Raw genomic sequence first — 18,896 nt, forward strand, 5'->3', positions numbered from 1 at the left:
ATGCAGCCGCCCGTCGCGCCACCGATCGCAGAGCGCCGTCCCACCAGCCGCGAGATCCACGGCCACACCCGCACCGACGACTACGAGTGGCTGCGCGAGAAGGAGTCGCCCGAGGTCACGGCGTACCTCGAGGCCGAGAACGCCTACACCCAGGACCGGACCGCACACCTCGCCGACCTGCGGCAGGCCATCTTCGACGGCATCAAGGCGCGCACCCGAGAGACCGACCTCTCGGTGCCGACCCGCAACCGCGGCCACTGGTACTACGGCCGCTCCTTCGAGGGCAAGGAGTACGGCGCGAGCTGCCGGATCCCCGTCGTCGACCCCGACGACTGGACCCCGCCGCGGCCGGCCGAGGACACCGCTCCGGACCAGCCGGCGCTGCCCGGCGAGCAGGTGCTGCTCGACCTCGACGCGCTGGCCGAGGGCCACGAGTTCTTCTCCCTGGGCGGGTCGTCGGTCAGCCCCGACGGCGACCTGCTCACCTACTCCACCGACGTGGTCGGCGACGAGCGATACACGATCCGCGTCAAGGACCTGACCACCGGCGAGCTGCTGGCCGACGAGATCAGCGGCGTGCTCGGCGGCGCCACCTGGGACCGGGCCGGCGAGAGCTTCTACTACACGACGACCGACGAGTCCTGGCGCGCCGACAAGATCTGGCGGCACCGCCTCGGCACCGCGCAGTCGGAGGACGAGCTGGTCCATCACGAGACCGACGGCCGGTTCTGGGTCGGCGTCGGGCGCACCCGCAGCGACCGGTTCCTGGTGATCGCCAGCGGCTCGAAGACCACCAGCGAGTACCGCTTCCTCGACGCCGACGCCCCCGACACCGGCTGGCAGATCTTCGCCGAGCGCTGCGAGGGCCTGGAATACTCCCTCGACCACGCCGTGATCGCCGGCGAGGACGTCTTCCTCGTGCTGCACAACCACACGGGCGCCGACTTCGAGCTCGCCACCGCCCCGGTGGCACCGACCCCCGCGGCGGAGTGGCGGGCGCTGATCACCCACGACCCCGCCGTCCGCCTCGAGGACGTCGACGCGTTCGCCGGCCATCTTGTCGTGCACCAGCGCAGCAACGGCCTCACCCAGCTGCGCATCCTCGAGCTGGACGGGGACGGCGTGGGCGACGACTACCTCGTGGAGTTCGACCACGAGATCTACACCGTCGGGTCGGCCGGCAACCCCGGCTTCCACCAGCCGGTGCTGCGCCTGGGCTACACCACGATGGCGGTGCCGTCGTCGGTCTACGACTACGACGTCCGCACCCGCGACCTGACCCTGCTGCGCCGGGCGCCGGTACTGGGCGGCTACGACCCCGACGACTACGAGGAGCACCGGCTCTGGGCGACCGCCGACGACGGCGAGCGGGTCCCGATCTCGATCGTGGCCAGGCGGGGCTCCCGCGAAGACGTGGGTGGGGGGACGCGTCCCGTCCCGACCCTGCTCTACGGGTACGGCGCCTACGAGACCTCGATCGACCCGTACTTCTCCATCGCCCGGCTCGCGCTGCTCGACCGCGGCGCGGCCTTCGCGATCGCCCACGTGCGCGGCGGCGGCGAGCTGGGTCGGCGGTGGTACGACGACGGCAAGCTGAGCCGCAAACAGCACACGTTCTCCGACTTCGTGGCCTGTGCCCGGCACCTCGTCGACACCGGCTGGACCACCGCCGAGACCCTGGTCGCCGAGGGCGGCAGCGCCGGCGGCCTGCTGATGGGGGCGGTGGCCAACCAGGCGCCGGAGCGGTTCGCGGGCGTCGTCGCGGCCGTGCCGTTCGTCGACGCGCTCACGACCATGCTCGACGCCACGCTGCCGCTGACGGTCACGGAGTACGACGAGTGGGGCAACCCCGAGGCCGACCCGGCGGTCTACGACTACATGGCGTCGTACGCGCCGTACGACAACGTCGCGGCCGTCGACTACCCGCCGATCCTGGCGGAGACCTCGCTCAACGACACCCGGGTGCTCTACGTGGAGCCCGCGAAGTGGATCGCCCGGCTGCGGGCCACCGCCGTCGGCCGCCAGGACTTCCTGCTGCGCACCGAGATGTCGGCCGGCCACGGCGGCGTCTCGGGCCGCTACAAGGCCTGGCACGACCGGGCGTTCACGCTCGCGTGGATCCTCGACCGGATGGGCCTGGCCGGGGTCGCACCCTGAGCCGGTCCGAGGGAATTCCCCTGAGAAGTCCCTGAGAGTACGCCGTCGAGGCAACTCTTCAAGTCCCCCACACGTCGTCACGGGTGAAGGCACCACGTTTGACCCGGGAATCCCGCGGTCACCGTGGACGTTGATGAAGACGTGTGGGGGCGCAGCGGCGCCGTCCACCACGGAAGGAGGGCGTCCCATGGCTACCCGTACCGCTTCGGCCACGCGCGAGATCGAGGGTCGCGACAGCGTCGGCCTGTACCTCGATGAGATCGCCCGCAATCCCCTGCTGGACGCGGCCGCCGAGGTCGAGCTCTCCAAGACGATCGAGGCCGGCCTGATGGCCGAGCACCTGCTGGCCGAGGGCCGAGTGGGTCGCCGCAAGGGCGGCGCCCCGATGTCGGCCAACCAGGAGGAGCTCGAGTGGCTGGCCGAGGAGGGTCGCAAGGCCGTCGACACGTTCATCACGGCCAACCTGCGCCTGGTCGTCTCGATCGCGCGCAAGTACGGCCGGGCCCAGATGCCGATGCTGGACCTGATCCAGGAGGGCAACACGGGCCTGATCCGGGCGGTCGAGAAGTTCGACTACACCAAGGGCTACAAGTTCTCGACGTACGCCACCTGGTGGGTGCGGCAGGCGATCACCCGCGGCATCGCCCAGCAGGCGCGCGTCGTCCGGCTGCCCGTGCACGTCGTCGAGGAGCTCAACCAGGTCGGCGGCGCCCGCCGCACGCTGGAGCGCCAGCTCGGCCGCGAGCCCGAGCCGCAGGAGATCGCCGCCGAGCTCGGCATGGAGGTCGACCGGGTCCTCGACCTGATGGCGTGGGGTCGCGAGCACGTCTCGCTCGACTCCCCCGTCGACGAGGACGGCGACACCTCGCTCGGCGACCTGATGGCGCAGGAGACCTCGCCGGGCCCGGACCTGACGGTGCTCGACGTCGAGTCCCGCGAGCGGCTCAACCGGCTGGTCGGTCAGCTCGACGACCGCGCCGCCGACATCATCCGGTCCCGCTACGGCCTGGTCGACGGTCGGCAGCACAAGCTCGCCGACATCGGCGCCAAGCACGGCATCTCCGCCGAGCGGGTCCGCCAACTCGAGCGGGAGGCCCTGCAGAAGCTGCGTCGCCTCGGCGACCCCGACCTCGCCGCCTGAGGTCCCGCCGCGCTCGACCCGCCCGACGTGCTTCGGGCGGGTCGAGACCATTTCAGGGGCCCCATCGCGATAGTCCGTCACGTTCCAGCTGCAAATCGGCTCGCCGGACAACCAGAACGTGACGGACTATCCCACCCGCCCGCTATCCACAGCCCGTCACCCCAGCAGCTCGGCGTGGACCTCCTCGACCCGCTTGCGCAGGTCGGCCCGCGAGCCGTCGTTGACGATCAGGTGGGTGGCGATGGCCCGGCGCTGCTCGGGGCTCGCCTGGGCGGCGATCCGCGACTCGGCGTCCGCACGGGACCAGCCGCGGTCGCGGAGCATCCGCTCGACCTGCACCTCGGCGGGCGTCTCGACGACGATCACGGCGTCGAAGGTGTCCGCCCGGCCCGACTCGGCGAGCAGCGGGATGTCGTGGACGACCAGGCCACCCTCCGGGGCGGCCGCCTCGAGCTCGGCGTACCTCTCGAAGACCAGGGGGTGCACGATCCCCTCGAGGGTCTTCCGCTTCGCCTCGTCGGCGAAGACGATCCGCCCCAGCTTCGGCCGGTCGAGGTCGCCCTCCGGCGTCAGGATCTCCGGGCCGAACGCCGCGACCACCTGCGCCAGCCCCGGCGTGCCCCGCTGCACGACTTCGCGGGCCAGCACGTCGCCGTCGATGATCACCGCGCCGAGCTCGGCGAGGATCGTCGACACGGTGCTCTTGCCCGACGCCACGCCTCCGGTCAGTCCGACTCGCATGGGCCTCAGGCTAGTGGTCGTCGCTGGAAGTTCCTCGGGGGGTGGCCCGTGCTCGGGGTGCGATCTAGGGTGCGGATCTCAAGTTCGGGTCACTAGGTCGTCCGCGAGCATGCCCCGCGGGCGGTCCGGTCGGCGCGGTCCGGGTCGGCGCGGTCCGCCTCGGTCAGGACGCCGTGACGGCCAGGCCGTCGGTCCCGGTCGCCGTGGCCCGGCAGACCTCCGCCCACGGCGTCGGCTCGAGCCCGAGCTCCCGCGTGATCGCGCCGGAGTCGAGCACGTACGGCCGGGTGAACTGGTACTCGGTCTCCCGCAGCTCCCGCAGCGCCGGTACGACGGCACCGCCCAGGCCCAGCACCCACCGCGGGAAGCCCTTGACGGTCACCGGCTCGCGTCCCGCGGCGCGGCAGACGTCGGCGATCGCCTCGGCCTGGGTCCGCGGGGAGTTGGTGGGCGCGTGCCAGACCCGGCCCCACGTGCGCGGCGCCTGCGCGACCGCGGCCAGCGCCCGCCCCATGTCGCGCACGTCGGTGAACGAGTGCGGCCGGTCGGGGCGGCCCAGCACCCGCACCGTCCGGCCCGCCAGGGCGGCGGCCGTGACCCGGGCGATGTGGCCGTTCGCCGGCGCGACCCACGGGCCCATGTAGTCCGAGCCGCGCACCTCGACGGCCGCGATCCGGCCGGCCTCGTGGGCGGCGAGCGCGTCCGCCCACATCAGCGCGCGGATCCGCGCCTTCTTCGTCGTGGCGGCGTCGGGCATCCCCTCGACCATCGGCTCGTCGACCGGGCCGTAGCCGTAGAGGCACGAGGCGATCACCAGCGTCGCGCCGGTGCGCTCGGCCGCGGCCAGGAAGGCGGCGGCGACCGGCGGCCAGAACTGCGGCCACACGGTGTAGGAGGGCGGATTCACGCAGTTGTAGAGCGCGACGGCGCCCGCGGCGAGCTCGACGAGCCGGTCGGCGTCGGCGGCGTCGGCGGCCTCTCGTCGTACGCCGGGGAGGTCCGGGCCGGTGCCCGATCGGCTCACAAGGAGCACCTCGTGGCCCTCGGCGGCGAGCTGGAGCGCGGCGGCACGGCCAACGGGGCCGGCGCCGACGACGACGTGCAGATCGGGCATGGTTCCTCCTGAGGATCGAAACGAGAGCACTGCTCTCAGTTCTTCCAGGCTGGCACATCTCCAGCCCCAAAACAAGAGCACTGCTCTCGCAATGTGCGAGGATGCTCCCGTGCCCTCGACCTCCCGCGCGCAGAACCGCGCCGACCAGACCCGGGCCATCCAGGAGACCGGGCGCCGACACCTCGCCGAGGTCGGCCCGGCCGCGCTGTCGCTGCGGGCGATCGCCCGCGAGGTGGGGATGGTCTCCTCGGCCGTCTACCGCTACTTCCCCAGCCGCGACGACCTGCTCACCGCGCTCATCGTCGAGGCGTACGACGAGCTGGGCGACGCGGTCGAGGCGGCCGACGCGACGGTGGCCGACCCCACGGACCTCGCGGTCCGCTTCCGCGCCATCGCCCACGCGATCCACGGTTGGGCGCGGGCGAACCCGCACGAGTACGCGCTGCTCTACGGCTCTCCGGTGCCCGGCTACGCCGCTCCCGACACGACGGTCCCCTCGGCCGCCCGGGTGACCGGCGCCTTCCTCCGCCTCGCCGAGGCGTCCGAGCGGGCCGGCCTGGCGCTCGGCGCCCCGACCTCGCCGGTCGCCGGCGGCGAGCACGACGCGCTCGCCGGCGTCCGGGCGGCGCTCGATCCTCCCGTCACCGACGAGCGCACGGTGCGGTGGCTGATGGCGTGGTCAACGGTCTTCGGCCACATCAGCCTCGAGCTCTTCGGGCACATGTACCGCGGCATCCTCGACTACGATGCCCACTTCGCCCACGTCACCGACCAGCTGGCGGCGGACCTGGGGCTGGCCCGTCACGTCGGCTGACGCGGCCACAGCGATCACGGCATCCTGTCGGGCCCAGGCCGCGGTCGCCGTGCTCTCCGGGGTGACTTCTCGGGGAGTCTCTGACGTTCTGGGGTGTTGCGTTGGCCGAGAAGTGCAGGGATACCCGGTGCACCGGGTATCCCTGCGCGGGCGGCATCACCCACCGACCAGTCAGAAGAGCCCGGCCGAGGCGGCGGATCTCGGCCTAGCGAAGCTAGGTTCGCTAGCGCAGCCGAACCGGTAGCCGGTCGATGCCATACACCGCCGACAGCTTGCGGAACCGCAGCCGACCGGACGCCGGGCGCAGCCGCGGGAACCTGGTCGCCAGGCCGCGCAGCGCCGTACGCAGCTCCATCCGCGCGAGCTCGGCGCCGACGCAGCGGTGCATGCCGTGACCGAAGGCGAGGTGACCGGTGATGTCGCGGCCGGGAGCGAAGTCCGGCGCCAGGTCGCGGTTGGCCCCCAGCAGCGAGACCAGGACGGCGTCGCCGCGCCGGATCGAGCGACCGAACAGCTGGTGATCGAAGCGGGCGAACCGCGGGAACGCGAGCTGCACCACGGTGAGGTGGCGCAACAGCTCCTCGACGACCTCGTCCGCCGAGGCCGGGTCGGTGGCGAGCGAGGCGTAGACGTCCGGGCGCTGCATGAGCAGGTGCGCCGACAGCGCCAGCATGCTGGCGCTGGTCTCGTAGCCGCCCAGGAAGACACCGTCGGCGAGCCCGCCGAGCGTGGTGTCGTCGAGCTCCTCGCCATGCTCGCGCAGCAGCGCCCCGATCAGCCCGTCGCCCGGGTCGCGGCGCTGCCGGGCCACGGCGTCGATCAGGAACTCGCGAGACGCGGCGGCGGCACCGAACGAGCCCGCGCTGCCCCTGCTGAGGTCGAACCTGGCGACCCCCAGGCGCCGGAAGTCGGCTCGGTCGGCGACCGGGAGGCCGAGCAGGTCGCAGATCACCTCGAACGGCACCGGGAACGCGAACTCCGCGACCAGGTCGACCCGGCCGCGCCGGCGCTGCATGGCGTCGAGCCGCTCGTCGACGATCCGCTCGATGCTCGGCTGCAGGCGGGCCAGCCGGCGGCGCGTGAACTCCGGGGTGAGCAGCCGGCGCAGCGTCGTGTGGTCCGGCGGGTCGGTCATCCCGAGCCCGCCGATCTGCTCGGCGGCGGACCGACCGCCACGCGAGATCAGCGGCCGCAGGTCGTTGCTGTAGGTCTCGGCGTCGGCGAGGACCGCCCGGGCCTCGTCGTACCCGCTGACCAGCCACACGTCGGTGCCGAACAGGCTCACCAACCGGGTGACCGGCTCCGCCTCGACGAGCCGGGGCACCGGGTCGATGCCGACCCGCTGCAACGGGTACTTCGCGACGCCCGGGACGAAGCGGAGCTTGCGCAGGTCCAGTCCGTCCCGGGTCGCCCACGCGCTGATCTGGTTGCCGACGATGTTCGCGATCGTGCTCACACCTCAAGTCAACTGAGGCATCCGGGCGCACACCATCGGGGAAGGCCCCGAGTTCATGGTGGTGCTGGCACCACCACCAACGTTCCGGTCAGCAGCCGTGGTTGGCCTGAGCGCAGGTGTCGAGCCCCCACTGCAGCCGGTAGTCGTGCCGGACCCCGGAGAGGGTGAGCGTCACCTCGATCGGGGGCTGCTTCGCCTCGCTGCCCTCCGGCGCGGCGGAGCGGTGGACCACCCGCCAGTACGTGCGTCCGTCGGAGCCGGTCGTGAGCTCGGCCGGCACCGTCGCGCCGTCGGGGAACCGATAGCGGACGTCGTACGCCGCCGCGCCGTCGGGCACGACGCCGGCCGCCACGCGCGTGACGTCGAAGCCACCGCCGTCGGCGGGCAGGTACATCGAGCTGACCCGGAAGGTCTCGACGCCCGGCCCGGGGGTGAGCGGGAGCGGCTGGTGGGTCGTGGTCATGCCGTCGGCCACGTCGCAGATCGTGAACCGGTCGCCGGCCACCCAGACCGAGGTGGCGTGAACGCCGTCGTCGGGGAAGTCGGCGACCTGCGCGGCGCCGGGCAAGGTCTCGCGCATCGTCCGTGCGCAGCCGCGCTCCTTGACGTCGACCTGGTGGTCCTCCTGGGCGCCGGGCACCTTGCTGACCTCGATGGACCGCACGTCGGTCGGCCCGGGCTCGGTCGGCCCGGGCTCGGTCGGTCCGGGCTCGGGGGTCGCGGTCTCGGTGGACGTCGCCGAGGTCGACGCTCCGGCGGGCGCGCCCTCCGAGCCGCCGCCACCGGACTGCATGGCCCAGCCCGCGAGGCCGGCGACCACCACGACGGCGGCCGCCGCGGCCGCCGGGACCACCCAGCGACGGCCGGAGGGGCGGTCACCCTGGGCCGCAGCGAGCAGCTCGGCCCGGATCCGGGCGCGGGCCTGGTCGGGCATCGGCTCGTCGGGCGGCGGGGTCAGGTCACTCATCGTGGGCACCTCTGGAGGTCAGGGTGGCGAGCCGGGCGCGAGCCCGGGAGAGCCGGGACCGGACGGTCCCGACGGGGACGTCGAGCGCGGCGGCCGCCTCCTCGTAGGAGAGCCCGGACCAGGCGACGAGGCCGAGCACCTCCTGCTCGCGGGGCGGCAGCTCGCGGATCGCGTCGAGGACGGTGCGCATCCGCTCGGTCGAGCCGACGCGGTCGGTCACCCGGTCGGCGTGGTCGGGCTCGGATTGCGGCGGTGGCAGCGTCGCGAGCGCCCGCAGGCGCCGGCGCCGCGACCGGGTCAGGTTGCGGCAGACGTTGGTCGCCACGCCGTACAGCCACGGCAGCGCCGAGCCGTCGTGCACCTGGACCCGACGCCGATGGCGCCAGACCTCCAGGAACACCGACGCGGTCGCGTCCTCGGCGTCGGCCCAGTCGCCGGTCGCACGGAAGCAGTGGTTGTAGACGCGGTCGCCGTACCGGTCGAAGAGCGTCGCCAGCGCCTCGGGGTCGTCCGACCGCAGCGCCGTCACCAGCGCCCGCTCGTCGCCCTCGGTCGTCACCGATCCTCCTCGCACACCTGGTCATGTCCGCACGCCCCGAGGAGTTCCCGGGTTCGCGGACCATTTCACCTGTCTCGGGCGATGGCACCCACCCGCGGCCGGAGGAGGCTCGGTGCGTCGCCCCCGGAAGGAGTACGCCGTGCGTGCCGTCGTCTTCGAACAGTTCCAGACCTTCCCGTCTCTGACCGAGATCGACCGCCCCGTGCCGGGGCCCGGCGAGGCGCTGCTCAAGATCGCCGGAGCCGGCGCCTGCCACTCCGACGTCGCGGTCTACCGCGAGTTCACCGCGGACGGCCCCGCGTCGATCCCGCCGCCCTTCGTGCTCGGCCACGAGAACGCCGGCTGGATCGAGGAGCTCGGGCCCGGCGTGAGCGGGTTCGAGAAGGGCGAGGCGCACCTCGTCTACGGTCCGATCGGCTGCGGCCACTGCAAGGCCTGCTCCCGCGGCCAGGACACCTACTGCGAGAACGTCGCGTCGATGCCCTACCTCGCGGTCGGACTCGGGCGCGACGGCGGGATGGCCGAGTACATGACGGTCCCGGTCCGCAACCTGGTGCCGCTCGGCGACGCCGACCCGGTCGACGCCGCGCCGCTGGCCGACGCCGCGCTCACGCCGTACCACGCGATCAAGCTGTCGCTCCCCCAGCTGGGTGGCGGCGGCCGGTACGCGCTGGTCGTCGGCCTGGGCGGCCTCGGCCAGATCGCCGTGCAGATCCTGACCGCCCTCACCGGCGCCACCGTGATCGCCACGGACGTCAAGGAGGACGCGATGGAGCGCGCCGCCGCCCACGGGGCCGTCACGGTGCCCGGCGGGCCCGACCAGGTGGCGCGGATCCGCGAGCTGACCGGGGGCCGGGGCGTCGACGCGGCGTTCGACTTCGTCGGCGCGAGCGGCACCATCGCCGCGGCCCAGGGGTCGATGGCGCAGCGCAGTCGGCTCACGGTCGTCGGGATCGCCAACGGGACGGCGCAGTGGTCCTTCTTCACCAACCCGTACGAGTGTGAGCTGACGAACACCTACTGGGGCACGATCGAGGACCTGCACGAGGTCGTCGCGATGTACCGCGCCGGCCAGATCCGCCCCGACGTCCAACGCTTCGGGATGGATCGGGCGCTCGAGGCCTACGAGCTGCTGGAGTCGGGCGGCCTCACCGGTCGTGCTGTGGTGATGCCGAACGCGTGAGGCTCAGCCGGACCGGCTCGGACCAGCCGCCCGGCTGCCGCTGGTGCCAGGAGCGGACCCGCCACCGCGACCTGGCCGGACCGGCGCCGATCGGGACCGTCACCCGCGGGCGCGCCGTGGTTCGCACGCTCACCCAGCTACCGCCCCGCCTGGCCGCCACTTCGTACGCCGTGGCGTGCCGTCGCTCCCGCCAGGTCAGTCGCACGCGCCCGCCGTCGAGCGCGCGGGCGCGCAGTCGGGCCGGGCCTGTCACGTGCGGCCCGGTCGGCGTGCCGGTCGCCTGCGCCATCGGCCCGGCCCCCGCGCCGTTGCGCGGAGTGACGTAGATCGTGTAGCGCTCACCGGCCAGCAGGCGGCGGTAGACGACCGGGGCGTCCGCCACCAGGCGCCGCCCCAGATAGCCGCTCGTCTCGCCGACCACTCCGAGGTCGTACGACGTGTCGGCCGAGCCGGCATCCCAGGTCACGCGCAGCCGGTGCCGACCCGGCTGGACCCGAAGCCCCCGGGGCGTCGCAGGCGGCGAGACCCGTGGCATCGGGCGGCCGGTGGCGATCGCCGGCGCTCCGGTGCCGCCACCGTTGCGCGCGGCCACGGTCAGGCGGTACTCCAGGCCCGGCACCAAGCCGGTCAGGACCGCGTGCGGAGCGGTCACGCTGAGCAGCCCCGACGATCCACCGTCGACCGCCCAGGCCACGTCGTACGAGGTGGCGCCCGGCACCGGGTCCCACGACAGCCCGAGCTGCTCCGGCGCGGAGTGGACGCTGAGCCCCTTCACCGCTCCAGGGGCCGCCGTCAGCGGCTGGAGCGGAGTGACCTGGGCGACGGCGGAGAAGTCGGCGGAGATCGCCGTGCCCTTGGCCGATTGGAGCCGGAACTCGTAGGTGTGTGCGGCGGCGAGTCCATCCACCGTCCAGGCCTCACCCCGGACGGGGTACGGCAGCCGCACCCACGCCGCGTTCTCCGACACGTCGCGCACCCAGACGTACTGCTCGAGGCCGCCCGGTGGCGCGACCCAGTCCAGTCGAGCGGCGCGCTCCTGCGCGGTGGCCACGACGTCGTGGGCGATCCCCCAATGGCCGTTGTCGACGTCGGGCCAGGGCCTCGGATAGGGAGTCCCGACGCCCAGCGCGGCCAGCGCGTCGGCGACGGCCGCCGCGAACCTGATCTCGCCCGTGGCGGAGAGATGCGCCGGATCCCAGGTGTCGACTCCCTCGCTGAAGCCGACACCCGTGCCGGCAACCACGACGCGCGAGCCCGGCTCGCCCAGGTCGGTCGCCAGCCCGGGGAGCATCGCGTTGTACTCGGTCGCGCCGCCGAACCAGACCTGCGGGAGCCCGGCGACCACGAAGTCCACCTCGGGCTCCACGGCGCGGGCCTCGTCGATCTCGTGGGCGACGTCGTCCACGACCTGGCCCGGTGAGCGTCCGAACCAGATGAGGTCGTTGATGCCGCGCGTCTCGATCACCACATCGGGTCGGAAGGTCTCGACCAGCGATGTCATCGTGGCGTCCGGGTCGACCAGCGCCATGCCCCAACGGGCCGCGTGGTCGCGGTCGAAGTCACCGTCCGCGTAGGCGAGGGCGCCTGCGGGATCCGATGTGAGGTTGTGCAGCTCGTCGTTCGGCCCGACGAGGTCGACCGAGGCACCCGACCCGGCCAACGCCTTCCAGAGCCGGTAGCGCCAGGTCCAGTCGCCCGACGAGCCGTGCGCGACCGAGTCCCCGACGATGAGGATCCGCGTCGGCTCGCTCGCGGCCGAGGAGGTCGGCACGATCACGAACGCCGTGAGGATCACGAGCACCAGCACCTGGCGCATCCGTCTCATCTCGGCCCCCGGTTCCGCGCGACCGCCCGATGCTAGTGGCCATCATCGGAAGTTGTTCGGGTGGCCCGAGGAACTTCCAGCGACGACCACTAGCCCAGGAGCGCCTCGTCAGCCGGCGAACCGGCGCCGGTACTGCTGCGGACTGAGGCCGCGCACCCGCCCGAAGTGGTGGCGCAGCGTGGCGGCGTTGCCGAAGCCGACCTCGTCGGCGATCCAGTCGATCGAGTGGTCGGTGCGCTCGAGCAGCTCCTCGGCCGCCTGCACCCGCTGGCGGGTCACCCAGGCGTGCGGGGTGGTGCCGGTCTCGGCGCGGAACCGGCGGGCGAAGGTGCGCGGCGACATGTGGTTGTGGCGGGCGAGCGTCTCGACGCTGAGGTCCTCGCCGAGGTGCTCGACGATCCACTGGAGCAGCGGCCCGAGCGTCTCGGCGTCGCAGTCGGGCACGGCGTTCGCGATGAACTGCGCCTGACCGCCGTCGCGGTGCGGCGGTACGACGATGCGGCGGGCCGTCGTCGCGGCCACCCGCGCCCCGAAGTGGTCGCGCATCAGGTGCAGCGAGGCGTCGATGCCGGCCGCCGCCCCGGCCCCGGTGAGGACGTTGCCGTCGTGGCAGTAGAGGACGTCGGGGCAGACCTTCGCCTCCGGGTAGGTCTGCGCGAGCCGGTCGGTGTAGCGCCAGTGCGTCGTGCACTCCCGCCCGTCGAGCAGGCCCGCCGCTCCGATCTCGAAGACACCCGAGCAGTGCGCGTAGATCGTGGCACCGCGGGCGTCGGCGGCACGCAGCGCCTCGAGCACCAGCGGATCGTGGTTCATGAAGTCGAACTTCGGGCTCAGGCAGACCAGGTCGGCGTCCTCGGTCGCCTCGAGGCCGCGCTCGACGACCAGGTCGAAGTCGGAGCGCCCGTGGAGCCGGCCGGGCCGCGGAGCGCAGACCTGGAAGTCGAAGACGGGGTTGTCGTCCTCGGGGTGGTAGGGCTCCCCCCACACCTCGACCAGCGAGCCGAGCCCGAAGGGCTCGGCTCCCTCCTGCACGATCACGGCCACTTTCCTCACGAGGCCCAGCCTGCATCAACGCTGGCAGAAAATCAACGGAGAGTGTCTTTCCTGCCACTCGTGGCAGGATCACAAGTGGCGCATGATTACTGCCATGACCTTCCTGATGATCCTGCTGGTGATCGCGCTGGCGATGAGCGTCGCAACGGTGGTGCTCAGCGTCAGGGACGGCCGGGGGCCGCAGCGCCCGCCGGTCTCGCACCTCGAGGACCGCCGGTTCCAGGCGCCCTCGGCACGCTGACTCCCCCTCCGAGACTCCCACCGACGAGGCCGGCCTCCCCCTGAGGCCGGCCTCGTCGCATCCGGGACCGAAGATCCCCCTCGCACCGGCCCCGGACCGGTCGGTCGCTACCGGCCCCGCCCGGCCCCCGCGAGCGGTGCGAGCCGGTGCCGCTGCACCTTCCGGATCCGCTTCTTCAGCCGCCGGAAGTGGGCCCGCTGCTGCGGCGTCATCCGCTTCGGCCGATGGGCCAGGTTGCGCCGTTCGAGCGGGTCCCTGCGCAGGTCGTACATCTCCCACTCCGGCTTCTTGCGCCCGGACTCGTCGTAGTACTTGGCCAGCTTCCAGCGCCGCTCGCGGACCGCGACGATCCGGTTCGGCGGCGGGATGTAGGGTCCCCGCGCCTGTCCGGCCTGCCAGTCGTCGAAGGTGAACACGACCCGGTCCTGGGTGTGCTTCGAGGTCGCGCCCAGCACCTGGGCCGCATAGTCGACGCCGCGCCACTGCGGGTCCCGCGCGGTCCTGGGCGCCTTCACCAGCGACGCCAGGGTCGGCAGGAGGTCGACGTGCGAGACCAGCTGCTGCGAGCGGCGCGCTCGCGGATAGAGGACCGGGTTCGAGAAGACCAGCGGCACCCGCAGCGTCTCCTCGTAGGCGTTGAAGTTCTTCTGCTGCATCTGGTGGGCCAGGCCCATCTCGCCGTGGTCGGAGGTCCGGATCACGATGGTGTCGTCGAGCTGGCCGGTGGCCTTGAGCTCGTCGAGGATGTCGACCAGGTAGCCGTCCACGAGCTTCATCAGGTTGCCGTAGAAGTTGAGGTAGTTCAGCTTCTGGCGGCGGGTCCGCAGCTTGCCGGCCAGGCCGAACAGCTTGACGAACCGCGCCTGGCACTTGGGCTTGGTGGACAGGTCCTCGTCGTACGTCGGCGGCAGGCCGATGTCGCCGTCGAACCAGCCGTCCTCGGGCAGGTAGCCGGCCTGCTCGTACTTCGGCGGGTCCATGTTCGCCGGACCGGGATACATCAGCACGTCGTGCGGGTTCACCAGCGAGACGATCATGCACCACGGCTTGGTGGCGCCCGCGCGGCCCCGGATGAACTGCAGGACGCCCTCGTGCCCGGTGGCGGCGTCGCCGTCCTCGTCCATGATCCGGCCGTCGTGGTCGGTGACTCCGCCGCCGGCCTCGCTGATGTCCTGGTTGGCGCCCGCGTCCGGCGGGTTCCAGCGGTCGAAGCCGAAGCGGGCCAGGTCCTCGGGCGCCCAGTCGTCACCGAGCGGCTTGGACAAGTGCCACTTGCCCTTGAAGACGACCTCGTAGCCGGCGGCCTTCATCACCGACGCCACGTTGGTCAGGTCCGGCGAGAGCTCGACCTGGGGGTAGTCCCCGGCCGGCATGTCCAGCTCGAGGGTGTACTTCACCCCGTGCTGGGCCGGGTAGAGCCCCGTGAGCAGCGACGCCCGGGACGGCGAGCACATGCTCGCGTTGCAGAAGGCGTTCTCGAAGCTGACGCCGTGCCGCTTGAGCCTGGTCAGGCCGGGGAGGTTCTTCTGCTCCCAGCCCTTCGGGAAGTGCTGGACCTTCCGGTCCTGGTCGGTGATGAAGATCAGGAAGTTCTTCCCGGCCGCGGCCCCCGCGGCGGCGCTCGCGGCGAGCTCGGCGGCGACGGCCGGGTCGGCCAGCTCGCCGGCGGCCAGCGCGATCGCCGGTGGGGTCGCCGCGGCCGAGGCCAGCAGCCGTCTCCGCGTGATCATGGACGCTCCCGTCGTTGCATGTCCCGCACGATAGGGAGATCGACGACCGGCCGGGGGTGGAGTCAGCCACGGAAAAGAGGGGTTGACAGCACCGCCGAACGGACGAGGGCCCGCCCCGGTCTCCCGGGGCGGGCCCTCGTCGTGGTGTTGCGGTCTGTTGCAGTCGCTTGGAGCAACCGCCAGAGGAGCGTCGAGCGCTCCGCCGGACGGCGCTGGTTTCGAGACGCCGGTCGCGACCTCCGTCGGTCGCGCCGCTCCTCAACCGGGCTGCTGGGTCCCGGCCATCGCAAGCTCAGGCCGGGGCAGCTCTCAATTGCCGCCGGTGAGCTTCTCCCGGAGGGCCTGCAGCGCCTCGTCGGAGGCGAGCGAGCCGCCGGCGTCGCCCTCGTCGGCCGCCGAGGAGGAGTACGACGTCGCCTCGCCGGCCTCGACCTCGGCCTTCTTGGCCTCGGCCTGCTGCTTGACGTGGGCCTCCCAGCGGGCGTGCGCCTTGGCGTACTGGTCCTCCCAGGTCGCGCGCTGCTCGTCGAAGCCCTCGAGCCACTCGCCCGTCTCGGGGTCGAAGCCCTCGGGGTAGACGTAGTTGCCCTGCTCGTCGTACGTCGCGGTCATGCCGTACAGCGTCGGGTCGAACTCCTCGACGTCCGCGGCGGCCGCGGTCTCGTTGGCCTGCTTGAGCGACAGCGAGATCCGGCGACGCTCGAGGTCGATGTCGATGATCTTGACCATGACGTCGTCGTTGACCTGGACGACCTGCTCGGGGATCTCGACGTGACGCTCGGCGAGCTCGGAGATGTGCACCAGGCCCTCGATGCCCTCCTCGACGCGGACGAACGCACCGAACGGCACCAGCTTGGTGACCTTGCCCGGGACGATCTGACCGATCTGGTGGGTGCGGGCGAAGTGCTGCCACGGGTCCTCCTGGGTCGCCTTCAGCGACAGGGAGACACGCTCGCGGTCCATGTCCACGTCGAGGACCTCGACGGTGACCTCGTCGCCCACGGCGACGACCTCGGACGGGTGGTCGATGTGCTTCCAGGACAGCTCCGAGACGTGCACGAGGCCGTCGACGCCGCCGAGGTCCACGAACGCACCGAAGTTGACGATCGAGGACACGACGCCCTTGCGGATCTGGCCCTTCTGGAGCTGGGTCAGGAAGCCGTGGCGGACCTCGGACTGGGTCTGCTCGAGCCACGCACGACGCGACAGGACCACGTTGTTGCGGTTCTTGTCGAGCTCGATGATCTTCGCCTCGAGCGTCTGGCCGACGTAGGGCTGCAGGTCGCGGACCCGGCGCATCTCGACGAGGGAGGCCGGCAGGAAGCCGCGCAGGCCGATGTCGAGGATCAGGCCGCCCTTGACGACCTCGATGACGGTGCCCTCGACGACGCCGTCCTCCTCCTTGACCTGCTCGATCGTGCCCCAGGCGCGCTCGTACTGGGCGCGCTTCTTGGACAGGATCAGGCGGCCTTCCTTGTCCTCCTTCTGGAGGACCAGGGCCTCGACCTTGTCGCCGACCTCGACGACCTCGTTGGGGTCGACGTCGTGCTTGATCGACAGCTCACGCGAGGGGATGACGCCCTCGGTCTTGTAGCCGATGTCGAGCAGGACCTCGTCCCGGTCGACCTTGACGATGGTGCCATCCACGATGTCACCGTCGTTGAAGTACTTGATGGTCGCGTCGATCGCGGCGAGGAAGTCCTCCTCCGACCCGATGTCGTTGACCGCAACCTGCGGCGCGTCGGTGATGTCGGGGAGGGTCGAGATGCTGCTCGTCATAAGGAAGGTGTGTCCTTGGATGGATGGTGTCGTGCGGGCACGTCGAAGGTCGGTTTCACCGCTCGTGGAGAGATAGCGAGCACGTGTCCGCTCCGTCTGGGACCCGGGCAGACCTCCGGCGCAACCTAAAGACTACGCGGGGCGGCGGACGTGCGTCCAACCCGCGCCCGCCGGCCCGCCCGCCGCTCCGGCCCTCGCGTCGCGGGACTACTCTCCCGAACGTGGAGAACCATCCCCCTGTGCGGGTCGAACGCCGACCGGTCTCCGAGGAGGAGTCCCGTCGGGCCAACGGTCCGGACTGGGACCGGTACGCCGACGAGTACCAGGCCACCCACGGCGAGTTCCTCGGCGATGTGGGCTTCGTGTGGGGGCCCGAGGGCCTCACCGAGGCGCGGGCCGGGATCCTCGGCGACCTGGCCGGGCGCGACGTCCTCGAGGTCGGCTCGGGCGCGGGCCAGTGCTCGCGCTGGGTCCGCGCGCAGGGCGGGCGCGCGTACGGCCTCGACCTGTCCTTCCGCCAGCTGCAGCACTCCCGCCGGATCGACCTCGACACCGAGCTCCCGGTCCCGTCGGTGCTCGGCACCGCCACCGCGCTCCCCTTCCGCGACGACTCCTTCGACGTGGTGTTCTCGTCGTTCGGCGCGCTCCAGTTCGTCAGCGACATCGACGTCGCCGTCGCGGAGACCGCGCGGGTGCTCCGCTCCGGCGGGCGCTACGCCTTCTCGATCACCCACCCCACCCGCTGGATGTTCCCCGACGACCCGGGCGAGGAGGGCCTGACCGCGAGCCAGTCCTACTGGGACCGCACGCCGTACGTCGAGATCGACGACGCGACGGGGGTGGTCGCGTACGTCGAGCACCACCGCACGCTCGGGGACTGGGTCGCCCTGCTCGCCGGCCACGGCTTCGTCATCACCGACCTGCTCGAGCCGGAGTGGCCCGAGGGCCACGAGCGGGTGTGGGGCGGTTGGTCGGGCGTGCGCGGTCGACTCACCCCCGGCACGGCGATCTTCGGGGCGCGGCTCGACTGAGCCGGATCCACCGATGTGCGGCGTCGCGAGCGGTTCCGGGCTGCGGCCGGGCCACCGGTGATCAGGCGGACGAGCCCGCGAGCTCCTTGTGCTCGGCGTCGCCGCTGCGGCCCCCGCGGCGCACGCTGAGCAGCAGCAGTGCGCCGGCGACCAGGCAGAGTGCGCCACCCACGAACCCCAGCAGCGGCACCCAGAAGAGCAGCAGCCGCAGCAGGCCCATGTTGTCCTCGGCGTCGTCGGCGCTGGCCTGCTGCTGGTCGTCGGTGAAGCCGATCTTGAGGTCGAGGACCTGCGTGCCGTCGTCGAGGTAGCGCTGCTGGTCCTGGGTCTGCTGTTGGATCGCGCCCGTCTGCGGCTCGACCCAGATCTCGATCTCGTTGTCGTAGGTGCCGGGGATGCCGTCGGCGATCTCGATCGGCGCGTCGCTGATGGAGATCGTGTAGACGTAGCAGTCGACGCCCAGGAGCGTCTCCTCGCGGTCGTAGACCGCGGGGACCGCGGCGCCCACGGTGCCGTCCCAGTACTCGTAGTCCTGCTTCTGGGAGTCGAACGGCCACTTGTTGACCAGGCCGTCGGTCGGCGTCGCGTCCGCGGGCAGGCCCCCGAAGTCGGGCACCGACTCCGCGGTCACCCGGTCGGTCGCGAACACCTCGATCTCCGCACTGACCAGGCGCTCGTCGTCGCCGTCGACGCAGGCCGGCGGGTCGTCGACGTCGATCACCACGCAGGTCTTCTGCACCCAGACCGCGGTCTCGCCGTCCGAGGCGTCCGCGTCGACCTGGGTGATGTTCTGGACCTTGACCGGGTTCTCGACGAGCTCGCCCGTGGCCGCGTCGAGCTTGCGCACGGTGCCGTCGAGGTTCGTCGTCTGGTTGACATCGAGCGGCAGCCTCTTCACCTGACCGGGCGCCCAGGTCACCGCGAGCACGCCGGCCACCAGGAGGAAGGTGCCGAGGCCGACCAGGACGAAGCCGAACACCTTGCGCTTCACGATGCCCTCCCAGCGGTTGTCGGTTGCGCCCGCACCGTAGCAGTACTGGCCAGTAGATGTGAGGCGTGGATCACACTCGTGTCGAAATCTTTTCTCGGCTTCCCGGTCTGACTT

The 18,896-nt window shown here is 72.0% G+C and carries 16 protein-coding genes; 6 read left to right on the top strand and 10 right to left on the bottom strand.

Features of this window, described 5'->3' with window-relative positions; all coding sequences use genetic code 11:
* On the top strand, positions 1–2,157 hold the full coding sequence (locus tag FHU40_RS00225; RefSeq protein WP_183590298.1) for a S9 family peptidase: 2,157 nt from the start codon (positions 1–3) through the stop codon (positions 2,155–2,157).
* 187 nt (positions 2,158–2,344) lie between these two features.
* Positions 2,345–3,298 (top strand): sigma-70 family RNA polymerase sigma factor, encoded by a 954-nt coding sequence (locus FHU40_RS00230; protein WP_183590299.1) that lies wholly within the window; start codon positions 2,345–2,347, stop codon positions 3,296–3,298.
* Positions 3,299–3,454: 156 nt separating this feature from the next.
* Here FHU40_RS00230 and coaE read toward each other — a convergent pair whose 3' ends face one another.
* Entirely contained in the window at positions 3,455–4,039 is a 585-nt protein-coding gene (gene coaE, locus FHU40_RS00235; RefSeq protein WP_183590300.1) for a dephospho-CoA kinase, read from the bottom strand.
* 163 nt (positions 4,040–4,202) lie between these two features.
* On the bottom strand, positions 4,203–5,153 hold the full coding sequence (locus tag FHU40_RS00240; RefSeq protein ID WP_183590301.1) for an NAD-dependent epimerase/dehydratase family protein: 951 nt from the start codon (positions 5,151–5,153) through the stop codon (positions 4,203–4,205).
* A 109-nt stretch (positions 5,154–5,262) separates the two neighbouring features.
* Between FHU40_RS00240 and FHU40_RS00245 the strand changes: the two genes are divergently transcribed.
* Positions 5,263–5,967 carry a TetR/AcrR family transcriptional regulator gene (locus FHU40_RS00245; RefSeq protein ID WP_343057639.1) on the top strand — a complete coding sequence of 235 codons (705 nt, stop codon included), beginning with the start codon at positions 5,263–5,265 and terminating at the stop codon, positions 5,965–5,967.
* A 223-nt stretch (positions 5,968–6,190) separates the two neighbouring features.
* On the opposite strand, the gene FHU40_RS00250 is transcribed toward FHU40_RS00245, so the two are convergent.
* From FHU40_RS00250 to FHU40_RS00260, 3 genes are all read right to left on the bottom strand, one after another.
* A complete protein-coding gene (locus FHU40_RS00250; protein ID WP_343057640.1) occupies positions 6,191–7,423 on the bottom strand; it encodes a cytochrome P450 in 1,233 nt (410 codons plus the stop codon).
* Between the two features lie 88 nt (positions 7,424–7,511).
* The gene (locus FHU40_RS00255; RefSeq protein ID WP_183590303.1) at positions 7,512–8,390 is read right to left on the bottom strand and encodes a hypothetical protein; all 879 of its coding nucleotides are present in this window, start codon (positions 8,388–8,390) and stop codon (positions 7,512–7,514) included.
* Complete coding sequence (locus FHU40_RS00260; protein WP_183590304.1) at positions 8,383–8,949, bottom strand: sigma-70 family RNA polymerase sigma factor; 567 nt, start codon at positions 8,947–8,949, stop codon at positions 8,383–8,385. The genes FHU40_RS00255 and FHU40_RS00260 overlap by 8 nt, the downstream gene beginning before the upstream one ends.
* Positions 8,950–9,061: 112 nt before the next feature.
* Here FHU40_RS00260 and FHU40_RS00265 point away from each other — a divergent pair, with 112 nt between their 5' ends.
* The gene (locus FHU40_RS00265) at positions 9,062–10,132 is read left to right on the top strand and encodes an NAD(P)-dependent alcohol dehydrogenase (RefSeq protein WP_343057641.1); all 1,071 of its coding nucleotides are present in this window, start codon (positions 9,062–9,064) and stop codon (positions 10,130–10,132) included.
* Here the strand turns inward: FHU40_RS00265 and FHU40_RS00270 are convergent.
* Together FHU40_RS00270 and FHU40_RS00275 are read right to left on the bottom strand one after the other, a co-directional pair.
* Positions 10,098–11,948, bottom strand: coding sequence for a fibronectin type III domain-containing protein (locus tag FHU40_RS00270; RefSeq protein ID WP_183590305.1), 1,851 nt, complete (start codon positions 11,946–11,948; stop codon positions 10,098–10,100). The genes FHU40_RS00265 and FHU40_RS00270 overlap by 35 nt on opposite strands.
* 117 nt (positions 11,949–12,065) lie before the next feature.
* Positions 12,066–13,010: a GlxA family transcriptional regulator gene (locus FHU40_RS00275; RefSeq protein WP_183590306.1), complete on the bottom strand. Its 945-nt coding sequence runs from the start codon at positions 13,008–13,010 to the stop codon at positions 12,066–12,068.
* A 94-nt stretch (positions 13,011–13,104) separates the two neighbouring features.
* Here FHU40_RS00275 and FHU40_RS00280 point away from each other — a divergent pair, with 94 nt between their 5' ends.
* Complete coding sequence (locus tag FHU40_RS00280; RefSeq protein WP_183590307.1) at positions 13,105–13,251, top strand: hypothetical protein; 147 nt, start codon at positions 13,105–13,107, stop codon at positions 13,249–13,251.
* A gap of 107 nt (positions 13,252–13,358) precedes the next feature.
* On the opposite strand, the gene FHU40_RS00285 is transcribed toward FHU40_RS00280, so the two are convergent.
* Both FHU40_RS00285 and rpsA read right to left on the bottom strand, forming a co-directional pair.
* Complete coding sequence (locus FHU40_RS00285; protein WP_183590308.1) at positions 13,359–14,981, bottom strand: sulfatase family protein; 1,623 nt, start codon at positions 14,979–14,981, stop codon at positions 13,359–13,361.
* Between the two features lie 309 nt (positions 14,982–15,290).
* Positions 15,291–16,760 carry a 30S ribosomal protein S1 gene (gene rpsA, locus FHU40_RS00290; RefSeq protein WP_183590309.1) on the bottom strand — a complete coding sequence of 490 codons (1,470 nt, stop codon included), beginning with the start codon at positions 16,758–16,760 and terminating at the stop codon, positions 15,291–15,293.
* Positions 16,761–16,981: 221 nt separating this feature from the next.
* Here rpsA and FHU40_RS00295 point away from each other — a divergent pair, with 221 nt between their 5' ends.
* Positions 16,982–17,791, top strand: coding sequence for a class I SAM-dependent methyltransferase (locus tag FHU40_RS00295; protein ID WP_183590310.1), 810 nt, complete (start codon positions 16,982–16,984; stop codon positions 17,789–17,791).
* Positions 17,792–17,852: 61 nt separating this feature from the next.
* On the opposite strand, the gene pgfA is transcribed toward FHU40_RS00295, so the two are convergent.
* On the bottom strand, positions 17,853–18,782 hold the full coding sequence (pgfA, locus tag FHU40_RS00300) for a cell envelope lipid trafficking protein PgfA (protein WP_183590311.1): 930 nt from the start codon (positions 18,780–18,782) through the stop codon (positions 17,853–17,855).
* Positions 18,783–18,896: the final 114 nt, after the last annotated feature.

Source organism: Nocardioides soli, assembly GCF_014191495.1.
Classification (GTDB): Bacteria; Actinomycetota; Actinomycetes; order Propionibacteriales; family Nocardioidaceae; genus Nocardioides; species Nocardioides soli.